Here is a 22,269-nt window from a genome sequence, read left to right as displayed (position 1 = left end):
TCTCGTGAGATCACTTTTTTCGCTCAGACAAGGAAGCACCATGGAAATGCAATGGCTTGATTGCCACCACAGTGAACTCAGCGCACAGCAGTTATATACCTTGCTATCGCTGCGCAATCATGTGTTTATCGTCGAACAAAATTGCCCGTATCAAGACATTGATGGGCAGGATCTTACCGCAGATAACCGCCATGTCCTGGGTTTTCTTGACGGTAAACTGATGGCCTATGCGCGCGTGTTAACCCCGGTAGAAGAAACGGCTCCGGTGATCATTGGCCGGGTGATTGTGTCGGAAGAGGCGCGTGGATTGAAGCTCGGCTATCGCCTGATGGAGAAGGCACTGGAGAGTTGTGAACAGCACTGGCCGCAGCGTGGCATCTATCTGTCCGCGCAGGCACATCTGGAAGGTTTCTACGGCCGACTCGGTTTCAAAGCGGTGGGGGACGTCTATATGGAAGACAACATCCCACACATTGGTATGCAAAAACAATAACGGCGAGGATTGCTCCTCGCCGTGGTTATCAGCCCGGCGTCATCTGTCGATCGTCGGTGTATTTACGCTGATCGGGCGGTGGCGGGAAGTACTGATACAGCCAGGTTTCACTGAGCGTCTCGTCTTTGGTGCGCAAGAACAGACGCATATCAACCGGCTTGGTTGAGTCACTGTTTGGATACCAGTCAAACAGGATGCGGTACCCGTCGATTGGCTCAACGTAGAGAATCTCTACCTGTTTGATGGTGCCAGAATTGACCGTGATCACTGGCTCAATGCCCTTCGGCGCAGCGGCTTTCAGATCGCCACCCACGAAGTCGATGGCAAAGCGACGGCTCCACTGGTCAGGGAAGTGTTCTCCCGGCGCCCAACCTTCTGGGAATCCACCAATACCGGTACGCGTTGCATCCACGCGCGCCAGACCACTGCGTACGGGCGGTAACTGGCTCCAGTAGAGCTTGTACTGGAAGTTGAATTCACTACCCGCTTTCACCGGCTCGGTGGGCTGCCAGAAGCACACCACGTTATCCAGCGTTTCACCGGTGGTCGGGATCTCCATCAGGTTAATGGCACCTTTGCCCCATTTGCCAATCGGCTCGACCCACAGGCTTGGACGTTTGTCGTACCAGCCGATCACGTCCTGATAGTCTTTGAAATCATGATTCAGCTGCAACAGGCCGAAACCACGCGGGTTTTCATCCTGATAGGCGTTGAACTGTAAACGCTGAGGATTATTCAATGGACGGGCAATCCATTCACCTTTGCCAGTCCACATCGCCAGACGATCGGAATCGTGGATTTGTGGGTGGTAAGTGTTGCACATGCGACGCTCATTGGTGCCACAGCTGAACATACTGGTCATTGGCGCGATGCCAAGCTGACGAATCTCGTTACGCGCGAACAGGTGGTTTTCCACCTCCATCACCACACGTTTCTCTTCGCAGTGGATGGTGAACTTGTACGCACCGGTGACGCTGGCACCATCCAGCAGGGCGTAGACCACAAAAGTGGTGTCCTCGGCTTTTGGCGTTTCAAACCAGAAGGCGGTGAAGTCTGGGAACTCTTCATGGCCATTACTGAAGGTGTTGACCGCCACGCCGCGCGCAGACAATCCATACTGATAGGTTTCATCCACGGCACGGAAGTAGCTGGCACCGAGGAATGACACGATATCGCGGCGTGCCAGTTCAGGTTTTTTGAACGCACGGAAACCCGCAAAGCCCAAATCGGTTTTACCGACTAACTGCTGCGTATCCACATTGGCATTGTGATAGTTAAACAGTTCCGGACGGAAGTGAATTTCGCGTGCTTCGCGGCTGTCCGCATCTACAGAGAACATGCGAATACGGCGTTTAAAGCCCATTCCCACGTGGAAGAACTGCACGTCCAACTCACGATCGGCAATGTTGTTCCACAGCGAGTGGTTCGCATCGTACTGAATTTCGTTGTAGGCCTGGGGTGTCAAATTGGCCAGCGTGTCGGGTAGGGGGCCGGGTGCGCCGCCCCAGGGCTGTTTCGCCAGTGCGGAGGCTTTCTTTTTCAGTGAGTCGAAATCGAAGCGCACTGCGGTACCGTCGGCGATACCATCATCGGCCCAGGCGGACTGCGCAAACAGCGAGGAGAGCCCGGTCATGCCGCTGACGGCAGAGAGGGCCATGGACGCTTTCATAAATTTTCTACGATTCATGCCGGAAATCTAATCCTTAGCTGCTCTGGTGTGTTAAGACTTTCGTAAGACGCTAGGCGTCAGGCTACAGGGGGTTACGACAGTCGCGAAATTAAAAAATTCAGTCTGACGAAAATTTATCAGATTAATCAAATAAGCGAAGCAGATTTCTCGTCGCCACGCCTGGCTTAACATAACTTTGCACTGAGTCAGTTAAAACCAGGTGCATTCCTGGTCTACGTTGCCCAGCAAGGTGCGAATTAATGACTATAGTTAAACAACGATAAGTTATGAACATGGAGGAAGTACAACGTGTCATCTTCAGACCAATTTGAAACTCGCCTTGATGACGATCTGGCTCTGCTGACGGAAACGCTGGAAGAAGTGCTGAAATCGTCTGGGGATCCTGCCGATCAAAAGTACATCGAGCTCAAACTGAAAGCAGAACAGGCGCTGGAAGACGTGAAAAACCGTGTCAGTCAGGCGTCCGACAGTTATTACTATCGTGCCAAAAAAGCCGCCTATCGCGCTGATGAATATGTGCATGACAAACCCTGGCAGGGTATCGGCATCGGTGCCGCTGCGGGCCTGTTTGTCGGTTTACTGCTGGCGCGACGTTAATCCGCAAGGGCGCGGGATTCAGCGCGCCCGATTCCTCTCTTTTCTGCCGCTTTGACGCCCATTTGTTTCAAATCTTTGTTTCGCAACCTTTGCGATTGTGTTGCGCCTGCGTGCTTTCTACAGTAATGCGACAGGGATAAGGAGAATACAACGTGATACGTGTCGAAATGCTCTCAACGGGCGATGAAGTGTTACACGGGCAGATAGTCGATACCAATGCGGCCTGGCTGGCGGATGTGCTGTTCCAGAACGGTTTGCCGATGACCAGCCGTAGCACGGTGGGTGATGCCATGTCTTCATTGGTAGATGCGCTACAGAGCCGCAGCCAAATCGCCGATGTGCTGATCGTTAATGGCGGCCTCGGGCCAACCAGTGACGATCTCAGTGCGTTGGCGGCCGCCACCGCTTGTGGGACTGAACTGGTGATTCAGCAGGCGTGGCTGGAAAAAATGGAAGCCTGGTTCGCCAGCCGTGGCCGTGTGATGGCGCCCAGCAATCGCAAGCAGGCCGAAATTCCTGCCAATGCCGAGCTGATTGATAACCCGGTCGGCACCGCATGCGGCTTTGCATTGCAACTCAATCGCTGCTGGATTTTCTTCACACCGGGCGTACCCTCTGAATTCAAAGTGATGGTTGAGCAGGAGATCATTCCACGCCTGAAAGCGCGTTTTGATTTGCCCGAGCCGCCGCTATGCTTGCGTCTGACGACCTTTGGCCGTGGCGAAAGTGATATCGCTGCAGAGCTTGAACCCTTGCCGCTGCCAGAAGGCGTGGTGATGGGCTATCGCTCCTCGATGCCGATCATCGAAATCAAACTCACCGGTCCAGCCAGCCAGCGCGTGGCGATGGAGCAGGCGTGGCAGCAAGTGAAACTGTTGCTGGCAGAATGCACGATTTTTCATGGCACTGAAGGGTTACCTGCGTTGTTAGCCCGAGAACTGCAAGAACGGGGTTTCCGCCTGGCACTAAGCGAACAATATACCGCTGGATTGCTGAACTGGCAGCTGGCGTCAGCTCAGGTGCCGCTCAGTGCCGCTGAGATTTTGCCGCCGCAGGCGGAGACGCTGGAAGCGCAAGTTGAACGCACAAAAGAGTTAGCCGCGCATCATGGCACCGTATTGGCGCTTTCTGTGGGAAATCTGGAAGAGGGCGAAGTGTCTGTCGCGCTGCATACGCCAGAAGCCAGCTGGGGCCAACGCGTCAAGTTCACTCACGGACGTCATAACGTGGAAACGCGACAGAAGGTAGTGGCAATGATGGCAATGAACATGCTGCGACGCTGGTTGCACGGTAGCGAAGTCAGTACCGGGCATGGCTGGATTGATGTGTTAGAGACGGTGAAGTTGTAAACCTGTCCGGTGCGCACAACTGTGGCCAGGTATCTTGATGCAACCCGGTGCGCATAAATGCGCATTCTACGATGTAGGGTCGCCATTAATGGCGACCTGGGTCATCACAATTCTATTTCAATCTCCCCTTTAGCGCGGCAACAGCAGGGCAAAATTTCGCCCTGTTGAATAAACGCCAACGGGGTTTCCGCGTAAGCCACTTCGCCTTTCAGCAAGCGCATGCGGCAGGAGCCACAGTAGCCTTCACGACACTGAAACTCCACGCACACATTATGCGCTTCAAGCGTGGTCAGCAGATTGGGATGATCTTCTGCGCACTCCAGCCGGGAGCCGGAACTGCGCAGAATAACAACAGAACGGCTCATGCTTACAGCTGGAAGTCGTTGAAGTCGTCTTCGCCCACTTCAGCATCAATCTGGCCAACCAGGTAAGAACTCACTTCAACTTCCTGCGGCGCAACCTGCACGTTGTCGGAAACCAGCCAGGAGTTGATCCATGGAATCGGGTTTGAGCGAGTCTGGAACGGCAGGTCAAGACCGACCGCCTGCATACGGATATTGGTGATGTACTCGATATACTGGCACAGAATGTCTTTGTTCAGACCAATCATCGAGCCGCCGCTGAACAGATAATCTGCCCACTCTTTTTCTTGCTCGGCGGCCTTCTTGAACAGGTCAAAACACTCGTCACGACATTCGGCGGCGATCTCTTTCATTTCTGGATCGTCTTCACCGGTTCGCAGCAGGTTCAGCATGTGCTGAGTGCCGGTCAGGTGCAGTGCCTCGTCGCGTGCGATCAGCTTGATGATCTTCGCGTTACCTTCCATCAGCTCGCGCTCGGCGAAAGCAAATGAACAGGCGAAGCTGACGTAGAAGCGAATCGCTTCCAGTGCGTTCACGCTCATCAGGCAGATATACAGCTGCTTTTTCAAGGCACGCAGATTAACAGTGACGGTTTTGCCGGCCACTTGATGCGTGCCTTCGCCCAGCAGATGCCAGTAGCTGGTCATCTCGATCAGGTCGTCGTAGTACTTCGAGATATCCTGCGCACGCGCCAGAATCTGCTCGTTGGTGACGATATCGTCAAATACCAGTGAAGGATCGTTGACGATGTTACGAATGATATGGGTGTAAGAACGCGAGTGGATGGTTTCAGAAAACGCCCAAGTCTCTATCCAGGTTTCCAGTTCTGGAATCGAAATCAGCGGCAGCAGCGCCACGTTAGGGCTACGGCCCTGAATCGAATCCAGCAGCGTCTGATATTTCAGGTTGCTGATAAAGATATGTTTCTCGTGATCCGGCAGCGCCTGATAATCGATACGATCGCGTGAAACGTCAACTTCTTCTGGACGCCAGAAGAAGGAGAGCTGCTTTTCGATCAGCTTTTCAAAGATGTCATATTTCTGCTGGTCGAAACGCGCAACGTTTACTGACTGGCCGAAGAACATCGGTTCTAACAACTGGTCATTTTTGTTCTGCGAAAATGTGGTGTAAGCCATGACTAAGTCCAAAAGTAAGAGGGGCCGACGTGTGTCGGCCCTGACATGATAGGGCGTTTGCCGGATTAGATCTTACAGGCGCCGCTTTCGCAGCCATCATCCTGAATGGATGGGGCCAGATCGTCCTGCGCATCTTCCGCACCGTCACGGGTGTTTTGGTAATACAGGGTTTTCACGCCAAACTTATACGCGGTCAACAGATCTTTCAGCAGTTGTTTCATTGGCACTTTGCCATTGGCGAAACGGCTTGGATCGTAGTTGGTGTTTGACGAAATAGCCTGATCGATAAACTTCTGCATGACGCCAACCAGTTGCAGGTAACCGTCGTTAGAAGGCATTTCCCACAGCAGTTCGTACTGATCTTTCAGACGCTCATACTCTGGCACCACCTGACGCAGAATGCCGTCTTTCGAGGCTTTAATGCTGATGTGGCCGCGCGGCGGTTCAATACCGTTGGTAGCGTTTGAAATCTGCGAAGAGGTTTCAGACGGCATCAGGGCAGAGAGCGTGGAGTTACGCAGGCCGTGAGTGGTGATCGACTCACGCAGTGCTTCCCAGTCGAGATGCAGCGGCTCGTTGCATACCGCATCGAGGTCCTTTTTATAGGTATCGATCGGCAGAATGCCCTGTGAGTAGGTGGTCTCTTTGAACCACGTGCAGGCACCTTGCTCTTTCGCTAACTCGTTCGAGGCTTTCAGCAGGTAATACTGAATCGCTTCGAAGGTTTTGTGCGTCAGGTTGTTGGCGCTGCCATCAGAGTAACGCACGCCATTCTTCGCCAGATAGTAAGCGTAGTTAATGACGCCAATACCCAGCGTACGACGGCCCATTGCGCCGCGTTTTGCCGCCGGGATGGGGTAGTCCTGGTAATCCAGCAGGGCATCCAGCGCACGTACCGCAAGGGTAGCCAGCTCTTCCAGATCGTCGAGGCTATCAATTGCACCAAGGTTAAACGCAGACAGCGTACACAGGGCAATCTCACCGCTTTCGTCATTCACGTCATTCAGCGGTTTAGTCGGCAACGCGATTTCCAGGCACAGGTTGGACTGGCGAACAGGCGCGATAGCCGGATCAAACGGGCTGTGAGTGTTGCAGTGATCGACGTTCTGGATATAGATACGGCCAGTTGAAGCACGTTCCTGCATCATCAGTGAGAACAGCTCAACCGCTTTGACGCGCTGTTTACGGATGCTGTCGTCTTTCTCATATTTGGTGTACAGACGTTCAAACTCGTCCTGGTCGGCGAAGAACGCATCGTACAGACCCGGCACGTCAGACGGGCTGAACAGCGTGATGTCTTCACCTTTCAGCAGACGTGTGTACATCAACTTGTTGATCTGTACGCCGTAATCCATATGACGCACGCGGTTGCCTTCAACACCACGGTTGTTTTTCAGTACCAGCAGGCTTTCGACTTCCAGATGCCACATGGGGTAGAACAGAGTCGCCGCACCGCCACGCACGCCGCCTTGTGAGCACGACTTCACCGCCGTCTGGAAATGCTTATAGAACGGGATACAGCCGGTGTGGAAAGCTTCACCGCCACGAATCGGGCTGCCCAGCGCACGAATGCGACCGGCATTGATGCCGATACCGGCGCGCTGAGAAACGTATTTCACGATAGCGCTGGAGGTGGCGTTGATAGAATCCAGGCTGTCACCACACTCGATCAGGACGCAAGAGCTGAACTGACGGGTTGGTGTACGCACGCCGGACATGATTGGCGTTGGCAATGAGATCTTGAAGGTAGAAACGGCATCATAGAAACGACGCACGTAATCCATACGCGTTTCACGCGGGTAACCAGAGAACAGGCAAGCCGCGACCAAAATATACAGGAACTGCGCGCTCTCGTAGATTTCGCCGCTGACACGGTTCTGTGCCAGGTATTTCCCTTCCAGCTGTTTTACCGCCGCGTATGAGAAGTTCATATCGCGCCAGTGGTCGAGGAACTCGTCCATCTGCGCGAACTCTTCAACGCTGTAATCTTCCAGCAGATGGCGATCGTATTTGCCCATCTCAACCATTTTCACCACCTGGTCATACAGCTTTGGCGGCTCAAACTGGCCGTAGGCTTTTTTACGCAGGTGGAAGATGGCAAGACGTGCAGCCAGATACTGGTAATCCGGGGCATCACGGGAGATCAGGTCTGCAGCCGCTTTGATGATGGTCTCGTGGATATCCGAAGTACGGATACCATCGTAAAACTGAATGTGGGAGCGCAGCTCAACCTGAGACACGGAGACATTGTTCAGCCCTTCAGCTGCCCAATCCAGTACTCGGTGAATCTTATCGAGATCAATGCGTTCCTGACGGCCATCGCGTTTAGTAACGAGCAGACTTTGGTTCATGTCGCGTGTTTACCTGTCCATGAAATACATAGTTATCCCCCATCTATTCACAAGGTCTATGCACAAGCCGCTCGTTGTGAGTAAGCCTGTGGATAAACACTATATATAGGGGGTGCGGGAAGTTTGAACAACAATATGGTGAGTATTCTAGTCAGCATTCTGATCATCACAAGAGTTGATTTTCGCGAAAAAATCCGTCCTGGGGGGTAGCGAAAATCCTGGATCCCCATCCCACAAGGGCTGCAACTGGTGTCAACTGCAAAGCAGTTTTTTTTCATAATTTGATCGAGCGCGTGTTTATTGCTCAACCTTGTCCGTTCCGGATTTTTCTGAGGTCAAAAAAGCCCTGACAAGGCCGCCAGTAGCGAACTTATCTAAAATGACTTATGAATTTTTTGTGACCTAAGCAGCCTACAAAAAAGGCTGGTACGCGTCTAAAAGGAAATTGATCTGGATAGCCGTAAGATTACAAACCCGGTGCTTTCCACATTGAGGTGGTTAACCCACTGTCCACCAAGGTCAGTTGGTCCGCGTAGACCTGTTGCCAACGCGTCTTTTGCTGCTGGTAGAGTTGATGGTGTTGTGGATTAGGCTCGAATTCACGCTCCCACCGTACCAGTGCTTGCCCTGACTCCTGCAAGCTGTCGTAAACGCCAGCCGCCACGCCAGCCGCTATCGCACATCCCAGGGCTGTTGCTTCTTTGACCTGCGGTACTTTCACCGTCAATCCGGTGACATCACTCAGTATCTGACTCCACAGTTTTCCCTTGGCCCCGCCACCGGCAAACACCAGTTGTGAGGTGCGCATGCCGGAAAACGCTGCCACTTGATCAAGATTACACGCAGAGACGATGGCAGCGTTCTCCTGCAGGGCGCGGAATAACGTTTGTTTATTACAGCGTTCGGGATCGATGGAGAGGTTAATAAATGAAGGAGCGGCGTGATACCACTTATTGAAATGCATGGCATCGGAGAACACCGGCATCACACCCCATGAACCGGCAGGCACGCGTGCGGCCATCTCTTCTAACAGGCTGTAACAATCAACACCCAAGCGTTCTGCGAGCAATTTCTCTTCACCGCAAAAGGCATCGCGGAACCAGCGCATGGTTAGCCCGGTGAAAAAACTGATGGCTTCCGCCTGCGCCATGCCGGGGATCACATGTGGATTCACGCGGATGTTCATCTCAGGGTCAACCTGCGGTTGGGGCAAATTCACCACCTGCTGCCAGAAGGTGCCTCCCAGTACGGCGGTCTCACCCGCATTCACCACGCCTAACCCGAGCGTACCCAACTGCACATCACCGCCGCCCATGCCGACTGCTGTGCCTTTCTCCAGCCCACATTGACGCGCGGCTTCGGCAGTAACTTCTCCTAACTTGGTACCGGTTTCGGCGACCGGGGACAGGATATCGCCACGCAATCCCGCCATCTCCAGCAGGTCAGGTCGCCATTGCCGAGTGTGTAAATCCAGCAGGCCGGTGGTGCCCGCATTGGACGGATCCACTGCCAGTTCACCGCTGAGACACTTCGCCAGCCAGTCACTGATCATGGTTAAGGTGGCGGCCTGGCGATAAATGTCAGGGCGATGGTGCGCCAACCACAGTAGGCGGGGCATTGCGCCTAAAGCCAGAGTTTGTCCCGAGCACTGGTAGATTTCACGCTCAAACTCGCCGTGATGAATCTCCTTCAGCTCACTTACTTCACGGCTGGCGCGTGCGTCCACGTTAGCGCAGGCCCAAATCGCTTCGCCTGCTTTGTTGTAAAGCACAATGCCTTCGCGCATCGAGCAGCATGCCACACTGCGAATCGCGCTGGCAGGCAGTTGAGACTGTTGCAGCGCCTGGCGGATGCACTGACAGGCAAGTTGCCAGTTGTGGCTAAGGTCAAACTCCATCGAGCCCGGCACATCGGGCAGGGCGAGATGCCGCCATTCCGCTTGCGCCACGGCGACCTGCTCTCCTTGCAGATTGAAAATCACCGCGCGAATACTGCCGGTGCCAGCGTCGAGCGCCATTAAATGCGGGGCGTGTGTCATCACGAAACTCCTGTCAATACGGAACGAGTGCTCCACGCCGACGGCCCAACGGGTGTTACTGCAAAGATAGCTGTGTGAGTGGGTTTTCACCTCCAGATGAAGGGGTTAGCCAAGGGATGAAAGTGCGAACTGTGATCGCTGCAAGAGTTTTATTCAACCAGCCTGGCCAGGATTGCCACTCTGCGAATGACGATGAAAGGAACGAACTGATGGAAGTGACGCTGGTCGAAATCAACGTAAAACCCGACTGTATCGACGAATTTCTGCGAGTTTTCGAGCTGAATCATTTAGGGGCATTGCAGGAACCGGGTAATCTCCGTTTTGACGTGTTACAGGACAGCAGTGTACCCACGCGCTTCTTTATTTATGAAGCTTACGCCGATGAAGCCGCAGTGTTGGCACACAAAAAAACGCCGCACTACCTGGCTTGCGTCGAGGCACTAGAGGCGTTGATGAGCGAACCGAGAAAGAAAACCGCGTTTAAGGGGATTTTCCCACAAGCTTAGGGATTAACGTCCTGAACCTGAACCTGAACCTGAACCTGAACCTGAAGTATAGACCTGCTGGGTGCGGCTTTAGGCCGTTCATAAAAGCCATGATCAACTCTAAGGGCCAGTCACCCCCCGCCCGAAGAGCAAAGCGTCCGCCGCCGGGATGCGGCGGCCGATCTGCATGGATGCATGATTCCTTTGCGATCGGGCGGGGGGTGACTGGCCAACTCACCGATCCCACAGCGGCAACGTGCCAATCCCACCGCACCCGCGCAAAAACTCAATCCTGGCGATGCGTATGCACCATATAATTCACATCCACGCCACGCCCCAGACGGAACTGATTGGTCAGCGGATTGTAGTGCAGGCCAATCATACCCATCTCACGCAATGGCGTTTCATCGACCCAGTTCAGCAGTTCAGCCGGACGGATGAACTTCTTAACATCATGCGTCCCACGCGGCACCATACGCATCACGTATTCGGCTCCGAACACCGCCAGCAGCCAGGCCTTTGGATTGCGGTTAATCGTCGAGAAAAACACTTCGCCGCCGGGTTTCACTAACTGCGCGCAAGCCAGCACCACCGAACGCGGATCGGGCACGTGCTCCAGCATCTCCATGCAGGTCACCACGTCATACTGCCCGGCATGGCTGGCGGCGTGGTCCTCCACGGTTTGCTGCACATAATTGACGCTGACGCCGCTCTCCAGCGCATGTAAACGCGCCACTTCCAACGGCTCTGCACCCATATCCAGTCCAGTCACATTGGCACCTTCACGCGCCATACTTTCAGCCAGGATGCCGCCGCCGCAACCCACATCCAACACCTTCTTACCAAACAAGCCATTGCTGTGCTGAGCAATCCAGCCAAGACGCAGGGGATTGATACGGTGTAACGGCTTAAATTCACCCTCTAAATCCCACCAGCGTGATGCCACCGCTTCAAACTTAGCGATCTCAGCGTGGTCGACGTTCTGGCGGCTTTCCTGCGGTTGTTCACTCATTGAATCAAGACTCCTGACAAAATATTCCCTCAGTATAAACGCTTAAGTCTCGCCAGCGCATCTCTCACCTGAAAGGAAAAGCGGGATTAAACCCTGCTTAACGTTCACCGTGGGCAAGCAATGTGATATAGTTTCGCACCATTAAAATCCGGGATTATGTAGAGGGATAGCGGCTCCATGAGCGACCTTGCGAGAGAAATTACACCGGTCAATATCGAAGAAGAGTTAAAAAACTCTTACCTCGATTACGCCATGTCGGTCATCGTTGGCCGAGCCTTACCCGATGTGCGTGATGGCCTGAAGCCGGTGCACCGCCGTGTGCTGTTTGCCATGAGCGAACTCGGTAACGACTGGAACAAACCTTATAAGAAATCGGCCCGTGTGGTCGGTGACGTAATCGGTAAATATCACCCACATGGTGATTCCGCTGTTTACGAAAGTATCGTTCGTATGGCCCAGCCGTTCTCCCTGCGCTACATGCTGGTAGATGGTCAGGGTAACTTCGGTTCTGTCGACGGCGACTCCGCTGCAGCGATGCGTTATACCGAAGTGCGTATGGCGAAAATTTCCTCAGAGCTGCTGGCTGACCTGGAAAAAGAAACCGTCGATTTCGTACCGAACTATGACGGCACTGAGCAGATCCCTGAAGTTCTGCCGACCAAAATTCCTAACCTGCTGGTAAACGGTTCGTCCGGTATCGCCGTAGGTATGGCGACCAATATTCCGCCGCACAACTTAACGGAAGTGATCAACGGCTGTCTGGCGTTCATCGAAGATGAAGAGATCACCGTTGAAGGTCTGATGGAACACATCACCGGCCCGGACTTCCCAACCGCAGCGTTCATCAATGGTCGTCGTGGTATTGAGGAAGCTTATCGCACGGGTCGCGGCAAGATTTACATCCGCGCGCGCGGTGAGATCGAGACCGACGCCAAGACCGGCCGCGAAACCATCATCGTCAATGAAATTCCATATCAGGTGAACAAAGCGCGCCTGATCGAGAAAATTGCCGAGCTGGTAAAAGAAAAACGCGTTGAAGGCATCAGCGGTCTGCGTGATGAATCCGATAAAGACGGTATGCGTATCGTTATCGAGATCAAACGCGACGCGGTGGGCGAAGTGGTACTGAACAACCTCTACTCGCTGACGCAGTTGCAGGTCTCATTCGGCATCAACATGGTTGCTCTGCATCAGGGCCAGCCGAAGATCATGACGCTGAAAGGCATCATCGAAGCCTTCGTGCGCCATCGCCGTGAAGTGGTGACGCGCCGTACCATCTTCGAGCTGCGTAAAGCACGTGACCGTGCACACATCCTTGAAGGTCTGGCGATTGCGCTGGCTAACATCGACCCGATCATCGAACTGATTCGTCGTGCACCAACCCCAGCCGAAGCGAAAGCGGGCCTGTTGGCGCAGTCATGGGATCTCGGTAATGTTGCCGCCATGCTGGAACGTGCCGGTGATGATGCCGCCCGTCCTGAGTGGCTGGAAGCGCAGTTCGGTATTCGCGACGGTCAGTACTATCTGACTGAACAGCAAGCCCAGGCGATTCTGGATCTGCGTCTGCAGAAACTGACCGGCCTTGAGCATGAAAAACTGCTCGACGAATACAAAGAGTTGCTGGACCAGATCGCAGAATTGATCCACATCCTGCAGAGCGCTGAGCGTTTGATGGAAGTGATCCGCGAAGAGCTGGTGGCAATGCGCGATCAGTTTGGTGATGCACGTCGTACCGAAATCACCGCGAACAGCGCTGACATCAACATCGAAGACCTGATCAATCAGGAAGACGTTGTGGTCACCTTGTCGCATCAAGGGTATGTCAAATACCAACCGCTGACCGACTATGAAGCTCAGCGTCGTGGTGGCAAAGGCAAATCTGCTGCGCGTATTAAAGAAGAAGACTTTATTGACCGTCTGCTGGTGGCCAACACCCATGACACCATTCTGTGCTTCTCTAGCCGTGGCCGCCTGTACTGGATGAAAGTCTATCAGCTGCCAGAAGCGAGCCGTGGAGCGCGTGGTCGTCCAATCGTCAACCTGCTGCCGCTGGAAGCCAACGAACGTATCACCGCCATTCTGCCAGTGCGTGAATACACCGAAGGCTTCAACATCTTTATGGCGACCGCGGATGGTACCGTGAAGAAAACGGCCCTGCAGGAGTTCAGCCGTCCACGTAGCGCCGGTATCATCGCTATCAATCTGCGTGAAGATGATGAGCTGATCGGCGTTGCGCTGACCAACGGTAGCGACGAAGCGATGCTGTTCTCTGCCGCGGGTAAAGTGGTGCGCTTTGCTGAGACCGCTGTTCGCGCCATGGGACGTTCCGCATCCGGTGTGCGTGGTATTAAGCTGGCTGAAAATGACAAAGTGGTGTCGTTGATTGTGCCGCGTGAAGAGGGCGCTATCCTCACCGTGACGCAAAACGGTTACGGTAAGCGTACCGCTAACAGCGAGTACCCAACCAAATCACGTGCCACTCAGGGTGTGATCTCAATTAAAGTCACCGAACGTAACGGGCCAGTGATTGGTGCGGTACAGGTGGTGGATGGCGATCAGATCATGATGATCACCGATGCTGGCACACTGGTGCGTACACGCGTGTCCGAAGTCAGCGTGGTGGGTCGTAACACGCAAGGTGTGATCCTGATCCGCACCGCAGAAGACGAAAATGTTGTCGGTCTGCAGCGTGTTGCTGAGCCGGTGGAAGAGGAAGAACTCGACGCCATCGACGGCAGCGTAGCGGAAGGTGAAGATGACATCGCTCCAGAAGTGGATAGCGATGACGTGCCGGAAGCGGACGACGAAGAGTAATCCATCTCCTGGATTATTTAACGGCAGGTCAGGTAACTGACCTGCCGTTTTTTTATCTGAGTTTTACTCCCAAAGTCGCGTGCTGGCTGGCTTTTTAACCCCGATAAAGCTAGTGTATGAGGACTTTTCAACATCCTGACAACACCTTGCCGCCAGTGAGCCTCTTTTGAAATATCTCGTCTCCTTCCGTACCACGCTTCGCATCTCGCGCTATCTTTTTCGCGCACTGGCGTTGCTGCTTTGGGCGCTGGGTGCCTTACTGACCACCTTTTTCATCATTAACGTGCTGCATGAGAAAGAGAACGCGGTTCGTCAGGAGTTTGCGACTAATTATGGTCAGGCCGAGTGGTATGTCCGTCATTCCGCGGATGTGATGCGCGAATTGAAGTACATCACGGAAAATCGCTTGAGTAACAGTGCTAATGGGCTGGATGTGCTGAACGGTTTACCCACCAGCAAAGGCACGTTACCGCAGTTCACGCCGTTATTCTCAGACGGTGATTGCACCTCAATGAGCAACACCTGGCGCAACTCGCTCGATTCGCTCAGCTACTTCATTAATTACTGGAAAAGCAACTTCGCCTCCGCCTATGAGTTGAACCGGGTGTTCTTTATTGGTGGCGAGAATCAGTGCCTGGCGGACTTCACCATTGGCAACAATAACTCCGTTGATCGCGAACGCAGCCTGAAGGCGCTGCGCGAACGCGTGCTGCACTATCGCAGTGGTAATGAAGAAGAGCGGCGTAACCCCATGTATTGGATCACCCCCAGCAGCCAGCCTGGCGTGGGAAATTTTTATATGGTGATGCCGGTGTACGTAGCTAACAAATTGCAGGCGCTGTTAGGTGTTGAACAAAATATTCGTCTGGACGAGTTCATTCAACCCGGTGGATTGCCGCTGGTGGCGACCATCACGGATGAAAACTATCGACCACTACTCAGTTCGCGCCGCGGTGGTCCTGGCTATTCACTCGACGATTTGCCGGATGACAGCACCTGGTTTGGTTATCTGGATAGTTACCGTCAACTGGTGTTAAAAAAACCGTTGCCGCCATCCAACCTCAACGTGGTGTGGTCACTCTCGACCGATGTGTTGATGGATCAGCTTAAGCTCATGCTGATTAACGCACTGCTGCTGAATATTCTCAGCGCGCTGGTGCTGTTCACCCTGGCGTGGATTTTCGAGCGCCGCATGTTCCTGCCCGCCGAAGACAATGCGCATCGGCTGGAAGAGCATGAGCAGTTCAACCGTAAAATTGTCGCTTCGGCACCGGTGGGCATCTGTATTCTGCGCACCAGTGATGGCACCAATATTCTCAGTAATGAACTGGCGCATAACTATCTGACACTGCTGACGCAGGAAGATCGCCAGCGCCTGAACGAGATCATCGGCGGCCAGCAGGTCAACTTCGTCGACGTACTGACGGGCACCAACACTAACCTGCAAATCAGCTTTGTCCATTCGCGCTATCGCAACGAAAACGTGGCGATTTGCGTGCTGGTCGATGTTTCCGCACGTGTTCGAATGGAGCAGTCGCTGCAGGAAATGGCACATGCCGCGGAACAGGCGAGCCAGTCGAAATCCATGTTCCTCGCCACCGTTAGTCATGAGTTGCGCACGCCGCTGTACGGTATTATTGGTAACCTCGATTTATTGCAAACCAAGGCATTGCCGAAAGGTGTCGATTCACTGGTGACGGCGATGAATAACTCGTCGAGCCTGTTGTTGAAGATCATCAGCGATATTCTCGACTTCTCGAAAATTGAATCTGAGCAGTTGAAGATCGAGCCGCGTCCCTTCTCTCCGCGTGAAGTCATCAATCACATTGCCGGTAACTATCTCTCGCTGGTGGTGCGTAAGCGCCTGACGCTGTATGTTTTTATTGAGAATGACGTGCCGCTGACGCTGGAAGGCGATCCGATGCGTCTGCAACAGGTGATTTCTAACCTGCTGAATAATGCCATCAAATTCACCCATACCGGCTGCATTATTCTGCATGCCTATGTGAGGGAGGGATATCTGGCCTTCCGTGTGCGTGATACGGGTGTGGGTATTCCCGCCAAAGAGGTTACGCGCCTGTTTGACCCGTTCTTCCAGGTTGGGTCCGGTGTGCAGCGCAACTTCCAGGGAACCGGGCTGGGGCTGGCTATCTGCGAAAAGCTGATCAACATGATGGATGGCGATATTGAAGTCGACTCCGAGCCTGGCATGGGCAGCCAGTTTGTGGTGCGTATTCCGATTTACGCGGGCCAGCAGCCGGCACCTCCGTTGTTGGATGGATTGCAAGAAAAGGCCATTTGGCTTGACCTGCGTAATGACTATCTCGCCAAATTCCTGCAACGTTTACTGCAACAGCAGGGCATCCAGGTCGCCGACTATCAGGGGCAGGCGTCCAGTGAAGATGTCATTATCAGCGATCATGATGATCTTCCTGCGCATCCCGTGGGCGCCCGCATCCGTATTTGCGGTGCGCATATCGATATGCCGCTGGAAAGCGCGCCAGGCCAATGGGTGCACAGTACCGCGACCTTACATGACCTGCCGCTGCTGTTAGGCCGCATCTACCGCATCAATATTAACAGTGATACCACCAGCACTCCGCAGCTGCCGCTGGTGCAGGAAGCCGCAAACTACGATGACATCATGGTGCTGATAGTTGATGACCATCCCATTAACCGCATGCTGCTGTCAGAGCAGTTGGGCACGTTGGGCTACCAAACCAAAACCGCTCAGGATGGTGTCGATGCCCTGAACGTGTTGAGTCGCAACCATATCGACATTGTGCTGAGTGACGTCAACATGCCGAATATGGATGGCTACCGACTGACTCAGCGCTTACGCCAGCTGGGACATGCATTCCCGGTGATTGGTGTTACAGCTAATGCTTTGGCAGAAGAGAAGCAGCGCTGTATGGATGCGGGTATGGATAACTGTCTGTCTAAACCGGTCACGCTGGATGTGTTGAAAACAACCTTAGCGATTTACGCGGAGCGGGTCAGGAAAAGCAGGGAAGGGTAATGCAAAGGAATAGCAATGCTATCAATGAGATAAGCGTTCCAGCTGTAGCTGCGCGATTTATCGCGCAATAAATTGCGCCGCTACCCTAAACAGATGGACATTGTGTAGCAACAAACAGGCGCACCGAAGTGCGCCTGTTATGATTAGTCTTTGTCGATCTGGGTGGCGCTAACAGATGAGAGGTAGTTCAGCAGCGCGATATCGTTATCCACGCCCAGTTTCATCATCGCTGATTTCTTCTGGCTACTGATGGTTTTGATACTGCGGTTGAGCTTTTTGGCAATCTCAGTCACGAGGAAGCCTTCAGAGAACAGACGCAGTACTTCACTCTCTTTCGGTGACAGGCGTTTGTCTCCGTAACCACCGGCACTGATCTTCTCCAGCAGTTTTGCCACGCTTTCCGGCGTATATTTCTTGCCTTTCTGCAGGGCCGCCAACGCTTTTGGCAGATCGGTAGGCGCGCCTTGTTTCAGCACGATCCCTTCGATATCCAAATCCAACACGGCACTCAGGATCGCTGGGTTATTGTTCATGGTCAGAACGATAATTGAGAGATCCGGATAGTGACGTTTGATGTATTTAATCAGGGTGATGCCATCACCGTACTTCTCGCCAGGCATGGAGAGATCGGTGATTAAGACGTTCGCATCGAGTTTGGACAAGCTGTTGATCAGTGCTGTTGAGTCTTCGAACTCACCTACAACGTTGACCCATTCGATCTGTTCCAGAGATTTACGGATACCGAACAGAACGATCGGATGGTCATCGGCAATAATTACGTTCAAGTTATTCATCTTATTGGTTACCTTGCTGCAGCAGTTGGTTGACGTAAGCGTCAATTTCACTGGTGGTATTTTTAATGGTTAAATCGTCACATGCTTTTATGTGTTGTTCTAACGCTTCACATAGCAGTTTACCTGGTACCAGATTTAACATGGCAAATACGCCTTTCAGGCGATGTGCTGTCTGAGCAAGCGAGGGATAATCCTTTTCCGCGGCTTCAGTATACAGTCTCTTCACATCAGGCGGTACTGTCTCGGTAAACAGCTGGAAATAGCCGCCGCTTAATAGCGGGGTGGCAGCTTCATCTTCGCTACTCTCCTCTATCAAATCATGCGCCATTTGTTTCTCAATCAGCGCGAGCAACGCATCAAGCAGCGCATTGCTCAGGTTGAAGTTGACCCGAATTTGCTGCTCGTTTAAAACGCGATATCCCATTTCGTCATCGGCCAGCAGTAATGACCAGCCGCTCAGGCGTGTTGGATCATCGGTGACCAGCACGTCATGTTCCTGCCCTGACAGACGTTCGTCAGAGGTCAGGCAATTTGCTCCCCAGTTTTCCAGATGGCGGCAAACAATTTTGTGTACGTCTTCCACCGCGATATCGACCAGTGCAGTGACGCCTTCCAGCAGCTTCTCTTCCTGCTCGCCTTGCTGTTCCAGCGCCAGCGGCAATTGAATGTTGTAGCGCGAACCGATATCGGGTTTGGCAATGATCTCAAGCTGCCCACCCATTTGCTTACACAACTGCTTGCACAGGAAGAATGCCATGCCTGAGGCCTGGCCAAAGCGGTCTTGCGTGGTTTCACCCAGGTAAGGGAAATCGACATTCGCCAGTTCGTCCACACTCAGTCCGGAGCCGGTGTCGACTAACTGCAGCAGTACGCTGTTCGGCTTGCTTTCACTGGCTTTGATTTCCAGCGTAATCTTGCCCCACTGCGTGGTCGTCAGCGCATAGTGCATTAGCGTGGTCAGCACCTTACGCAGCGCGCGGCGATCGCCAAAACGCATCTCGTCGCTGGCAAGGTGATTATTCATCACCAGTGACAGCCCTTTGCGGCGCATCAGCGGAAGACTTTCTAAGGCGATTTCGTCCAGCAGCTCTTGCAAGTTGAACACGCTGGCATCCGGTGACCAGTCGTGCGCTTCCAGGCGGTTGAGCAAGACGATGTCATCCACTAATCGTGCCAGACCCTGACTTTCGTCGAGCAGATCCAGCACTGTCTCATCATCATCACGCTGACTGAGCTGGACTAACTGCGCCACCATGCTCTCCAGTGGGCGGTTTAACGCGTGACCCAAATTTTGCATCAACTGCTGGCGCATCTGGTGATTACGATCCAACACCTGCTGCGCTTTTTGCAGCTTTTTATTGACCAGTAATTCACGATCCTGATCGCGCATCATAAACAACTGCGTATGAGCGGACAGCACACTGCGCGCGTGGCGAATCTCATACACCTCATTGTTGATGGTCGCCTGCAATACCCCCTGGTGTTGATCGGACATATTGATGATTTTTTGCAGATTCAGGTGCGGTAACAGGTGTTCGGCAATCTTGTTACTCAACAGCGTACGGTTGGTGGCGAAATCATATACCAGCAGGCCAACCGGCAAACTGGCCACAATCTCTTCATTTAACATCCGCAGCGAGTCAAGTTCCGCACTCTGGTTCTCGTTGGGGCGCAGCGATTGCTGGCGTAACAGGGTGATGCCAGCAATAGATAGCAGGAACAGCACCAGGTTAATCAACAGTGGCCACATCAGGTTGTGCAGGGTATCCAGCGCCAGACTGGTCAGCGGCACACGATAAACCAGCTGCAGTGAGGTGCTTGGCAATGATGCGGCAATTTCAAGATTAGGATTCGCCAGCGTGACATGTGTGCTTTCGCTGCTGGCATCCTCACTACTGGTGCTGGTTGTCTGCGCCGCATCCTGAATCAGCTGGAAATTCTCCAGCGGCATGCTGTGTGGGATCAGATCGTTGATGGGTAAATCAAACGCCACCACGGTTGCTAAGTGACCCGGCTGGTTGAAGGTGGTGCGCAGCGTAAAGTAGTGATCGTTTTGCCAGGCAAAATGACGCAATGGCGAGAAGCTTTCGCGTTCATCCAGTGCATTCGCCTGTTGCAGCATTTCGGCACGGCGGCTATCGACCAGCGTATTAATCGCGCTCTCTTTATAGCGTGTTGCCATGTCTTTCAGCGGCAGCGTGGAGATCATGATCAGACTATTGTCCTGACCATTGAGAAAATACATGGACCAGGTGGGATTCTCAGCGCCCCACAGCGTATCGAGATAGTTGGACATGCGCATGGTCATGTCCAGTGTGCTGCTGTCGTGTGAACCAAAGATCAACGCTTCCGTTTTACGGCGCGTCTTTTCCAGGTAGTAGACATCCGGGCGTAATCGGGTTTCCTGCAGATTGCTGTTAGGGGTAGAACCGGCGGCAGTTGTAGCGAGATTTTCATAAATCTGCCAGGTGGCGAAACGAGAAGCGTCGATGCGCTTCTGAATGGCGCGCGCTAAGTCGGTCATCGCATAGCGCTTCTCGGTTATCCAGGCATTGACGCTGTTGTGCACCATCGCGCCCAGCGCCAAAAAAAGCACCAGGTTAAACACCACGAAGAAGCGGGTAACGTTACCGGAGGTCAGAGGAAATTTATAAGGCAGCATAGTGTCTCAGGATCCTGCAATTAGCGCGCCACCAGGCGAGCACTGGCGGCAACGGCCAGCAGCAGTAGGGCGATAAACAAAAATGCGCCACTCAAACTGAGCCACTGGGAAATAAATCCGATTAAAGCCGGACCTGAAAGAATACCTGCATAGCCTAAAGTTGTCATGGCAGAAATCGCCCGATTCGACGGCATATCGTGTTGATTCCCCGCGGCATTGAACAGCATCGGTACCGTGTTTGCCAGACCAAAGCCGACTAACAGGAAAGCCAACAAGGCAACCTGTGGCCAGGGAAGTATTACCGCCAGCGTCATCCCTGCTGCGGCTGCCAGTGCGCCAGTCAACATCACCGGATAACGGCCAAAGCGCTGGATGACTTTATCCCCTGTCAGACGGCCCAGCGTCATCGCGATGGAGAAGATGGCGTAGCCCAAACCCGCATGCGCCACACTCATTTCCGGGCTTTGCAGTAGCAGCAGGGCACTCCAGTCGAGTACCGCCCCTTCCGCGAGGAACAGGATAAAACAGAGTAGGCCGAGGAAAGCGACCCAGCCACGCGGTATCACCAGCCAGGGTTGATCAGGTTGATGCAGGCGTTCTGTCATCAGAGTCGGCAGGCAGATAAACAGTAGCGCGACGATCAATACCATCACCACCGCCACCGCCTGCAATGGCGTCAATCCACTGCTCAGCAGCAAACTCACGCTTCCAGCTCCGATAATGCCACCGAGGCTGAAAAAACCATGAAAACCCGACATCATCGGTTTGTGTGCTGCTTTTTCTACTTCGACCGCTTGCACATTCATCGCGACGTCCAGCATGCCCAGTCCGGCACCAAAGATCATCAGGGTGACGGCCATTAGCCATATCTGATCAAGGATGGCGAGCAGCGGCAATATTGCCAGCACCACTAACGTGGAACATAGCATGACACTTCGGCCACCAAAGCGCGCAATCAGTGCGCCCGTCACCGGCATCGCGGCAAGCGAACCGATGCCAAGACACAACAGCAAGCCACCGAGTGATGCACCGCTCAGCGCCAGGCGCTGGCTAGCAAAGGGCACCAAGGGGGCCCATGCGGACATGCTTAACCCGGCAATCAGGAAAACGATGCGTGTACCCAGATTAACTCGTTGATGCAAATTGTTGTGCTGTGCGGCGTCCAGTGCTGTCATAAAAAGTGGTTTTATCATTAACTGTTAGAGCGACGAAGTTTAGCACTAAAGCGGGCATCACACCTTAGATCTGGGGCGGTCTGGTCGCAGCCGTTATCGTCAGAAACAGGCATATTACCGATATTTTGCCTGCCGTTATGCTTTTCCAGAACTTTCCTGGCATGACCCGATCATCGCGTGAGTGACTTAAGTTAAATTCTTTCCTCTCCTTCATGCCCGCCAGAATCAATAATTTTGAATCAAAGAATGGTCACAAATGCGCCAGAACTTTTTTCTTAAACGACTGAATAAC

The 22,269-nt window shown here is 53.3% G+C and carries 15 protein-coding genes; 6 read left to right on the top strand and 9 right to left on the bottom strand.

All coding sequences use genetic code 11. The annotated features are described in order from the left end of the window. The first annotated feature begins 40 nt into the window (after nucleotides 1-40). On the top strand, nucleotides 41-493 hold the full coding sequence (locus tag ACPUC8_RS02500; RefSeq protein WP_283226456.1) for a GNAT family N-acetyltransferase: 453 nt from the start codon (nucleotides 41-43) through the stop codon (nucleotides 491-493). Nucleotides 494-521: 28 nt separating this feature from the next. On the opposite strand, the gene ACPUC8_RS02495 is transcribed toward ACPUC8_RS02500, so the two are convergent. Further along, entirely contained in the window at nucleotides 522-2,180 is a 1,659-nt protein-coding gene (locus ACPUC8_RS02495) for a glucan biosynthesis protein D (protein WP_039328353.1), read from the bottom strand. A gap of 291 nt (nucleotides 2,181-2,471) precedes the next feature. Between ACPUC8_RS02495 and elaB the strand changes: the two genes are divergently transcribed. Together elaB and ACPUC8_RS02485 are read left to right on the top strand one after the other, a co-directional pair. After that, complete coding sequence (elaB, locus tag ACPUC8_RS02490) at nucleotides 2,472-2,780, top strand: stress response protein ElaB (RefSeq protein ID WP_039328351.1); 309 nt, start codon at nucleotides 2,472-2,474, stop codon at nucleotides 2,778-2,780. 152 nt (nucleotides 2,781-2,932) lie between these two features. Beyond that, entirely contained in the window at nucleotides 2,933-4,129 is a 1,197-nt protein-coding gene (locus ACPUC8_RS02485; protein ID WP_039328350.1) for a nicotinamide mononucleotide deamidase-related protein YfaY, read from the top strand. A 104-nt stretch (nucleotides 4,130-4,233) separates the two neighbouring features. Here ACPUC8_RS02485 and yfaE read toward each other — a convergent pair whose 3' ends face one another. From yfaE to lsrK, 4 genes are all read right to left on the bottom strand, one after another. Then, nucleotides 4,234-4,494 carry a class I ribonucleotide reductase maintenance protein YfaE gene (gene yfaE / locus ACPUC8_RS02480; RefSeq protein WP_039328349.1) on the bottom strand — a complete coding sequence of 87 codons (261 nt, stop codon included), beginning with the start codon at nucleotides 4,492-4,494 and terminating at the stop codon, nucleotides 4,234-4,236. 2 nt (nucleotides 4,495-4,496) lie between these two features. Further along, nucleotides 4,497-5,627, bottom strand: coding sequence for a class Ia ribonucleoside-diphosphate reductase subunit beta (nrdB, locus tag ACPUC8_RS02475; protein WP_039328348.1), 1,131 nt, complete (start codon nucleotides 5,625-5,627; stop codon nucleotides 4,497-4,499). A gap of 65 nt (nucleotides 5,628-5,692) precedes the next feature. Next, on the bottom strand, nucleotides 5,693-7,978 hold the full coding sequence (nrdA, locus tag ACPUC8_RS02470; RefSeq protein ID WP_058969170.1) for a class 1a ribonucleoside-diphosphate reductase subunit alpha: 2,286 nt from the start codon (nucleotides 7,976-7,978) through the stop codon (nucleotides 5,693-5,695). A gap of 466 nt (nucleotides 7,979-8,444) precedes the next feature. Next, entirely contained in the window at nucleotides 8,445-10,016 is a 1,572-nt protein-coding gene (gene lsrK / locus ACPUC8_RS02465; protein WP_494925534.1) for an autoinducer-2 kinase, read from the bottom strand. Nucleotides 10,017-10,225: 209 nt separating this feature from the next. Between lsrK and lsrG the strand changes: the two genes are divergently transcribed. Beyond that, nucleotides 10,226-10,522 carry a (4S)-4-hydroxy-5-phosphonooxypentane-2,3-dione isomerase gene (lsrG, locus tag ACPUC8_RS02460; RefSeq protein ID WP_039328345.1) on the top strand — a complete coding sequence of 99 codons (297 nt, stop codon included), beginning with the start codon at nucleotides 10,226-10,228 and terminating at the stop codon, nucleotides 10,520-10,522. A 265-nt stretch (nucleotides 10,523-10,787) separates the two neighbouring features. On the opposite strand, the gene ubiG is transcribed toward lsrG, so the two are convergent. Then, nucleotides 10,788-11,513, bottom strand: a complete 726-nt coding sequence (ubiG, locus tag ACPUC8_RS02455) for a bifunctional 2-polyprenyl-6-hydroxyphenol methylase/3-demethylubiquinol 3-O-methyltransferase UbiG (protein ID WP_039328344.1) — start codon at nucleotides 11,511-11,513, stop codon at nucleotides 10,788-10,790. Nucleotides 11,514-11,690: 177 nt separating this feature from the next. Between ubiG and gyrA the strand changes: the two genes are divergently transcribed. Both gyrA and rcsC read left to right on the top strand, forming a co-directional pair. Next, the gene (gene gyrA / locus ACPUC8_RS02450) at nucleotides 11,691-14,327 is read left to right on the top strand and encodes a DNA topoisomerase (ATP-hydrolyzing) subunit A (protein ID WP_039328343.1); all 2,637 of its coding nucleotides are present in this window, start codon (nucleotides 11,691-11,693) and stop codon (nucleotides 14,325-14,327) included. A 166-nt stretch (nucleotides 14,328-14,493) separates the two neighbouring features. Beyond that, the gene (rcsC, locus tag ACPUC8_RS02445) at nucleotides 14,494-17,346 is read left to right on the top strand and encodes a two-component system sensor histidine kinase RcsC (RefSeq protein ID WP_494925533.1); all 2,853 of its coding nucleotides are present in this window, start codon (nucleotides 14,494-14,496) and stop codon (nucleotides 17,344-17,346) included. Between the two features lie 143 nt (nucleotides 17,347-17,489). On the opposite strand, the gene rcsB is transcribed toward rcsC, so the two are convergent. The 3 genes from rcsB to ACPUC8_RS02430 are packed head-to-tail and all read right to left on the bottom strand — an operon-like array spanning nucleotide 17,490 to nucleotide 21,977. Next, nucleotides 17,490-18,140, bottom strand: a complete 651-nt coding sequence (gene rcsB / locus ACPUC8_RS02440; protein ID WP_039328341.1) for a response regulator transcription factor RcsB — start codon at nucleotides 18,138-18,140, stop codon at nucleotides 17,490-17,492. Nucleotide 18,141: 1 nt separating this feature from the next. Further along, entirely contained in the window at nucleotides 18,142-20,799 is a 2,658-nt protein-coding gene (gene rcsD, locus ACPUC8_RS02435; protein WP_494925614.1) for a phosphotransferase RcsD, read from the bottom strand. Nucleotides 20,800-20,822: 23 nt separating this feature from the next. After that, nucleotides 20,823-21,977: an MFS transporter gene (locus ACPUC8_RS02430; protein ID WP_494925532.1), complete on the bottom strand. Its 1,155-nt coding sequence runs from the start codon at nucleotides 21,975-21,977 to the stop codon at nucleotides 20,823-20,825. Nucleotides 21,978-22,269 lie beyond the last annotated feature (292 nt).

Source organism: Pantoea sp. CFCC18177 (assembly GCF_059412425.1).
This window is presented reverse-complemented; position numbering and strand designations above follow the sequence as displayed.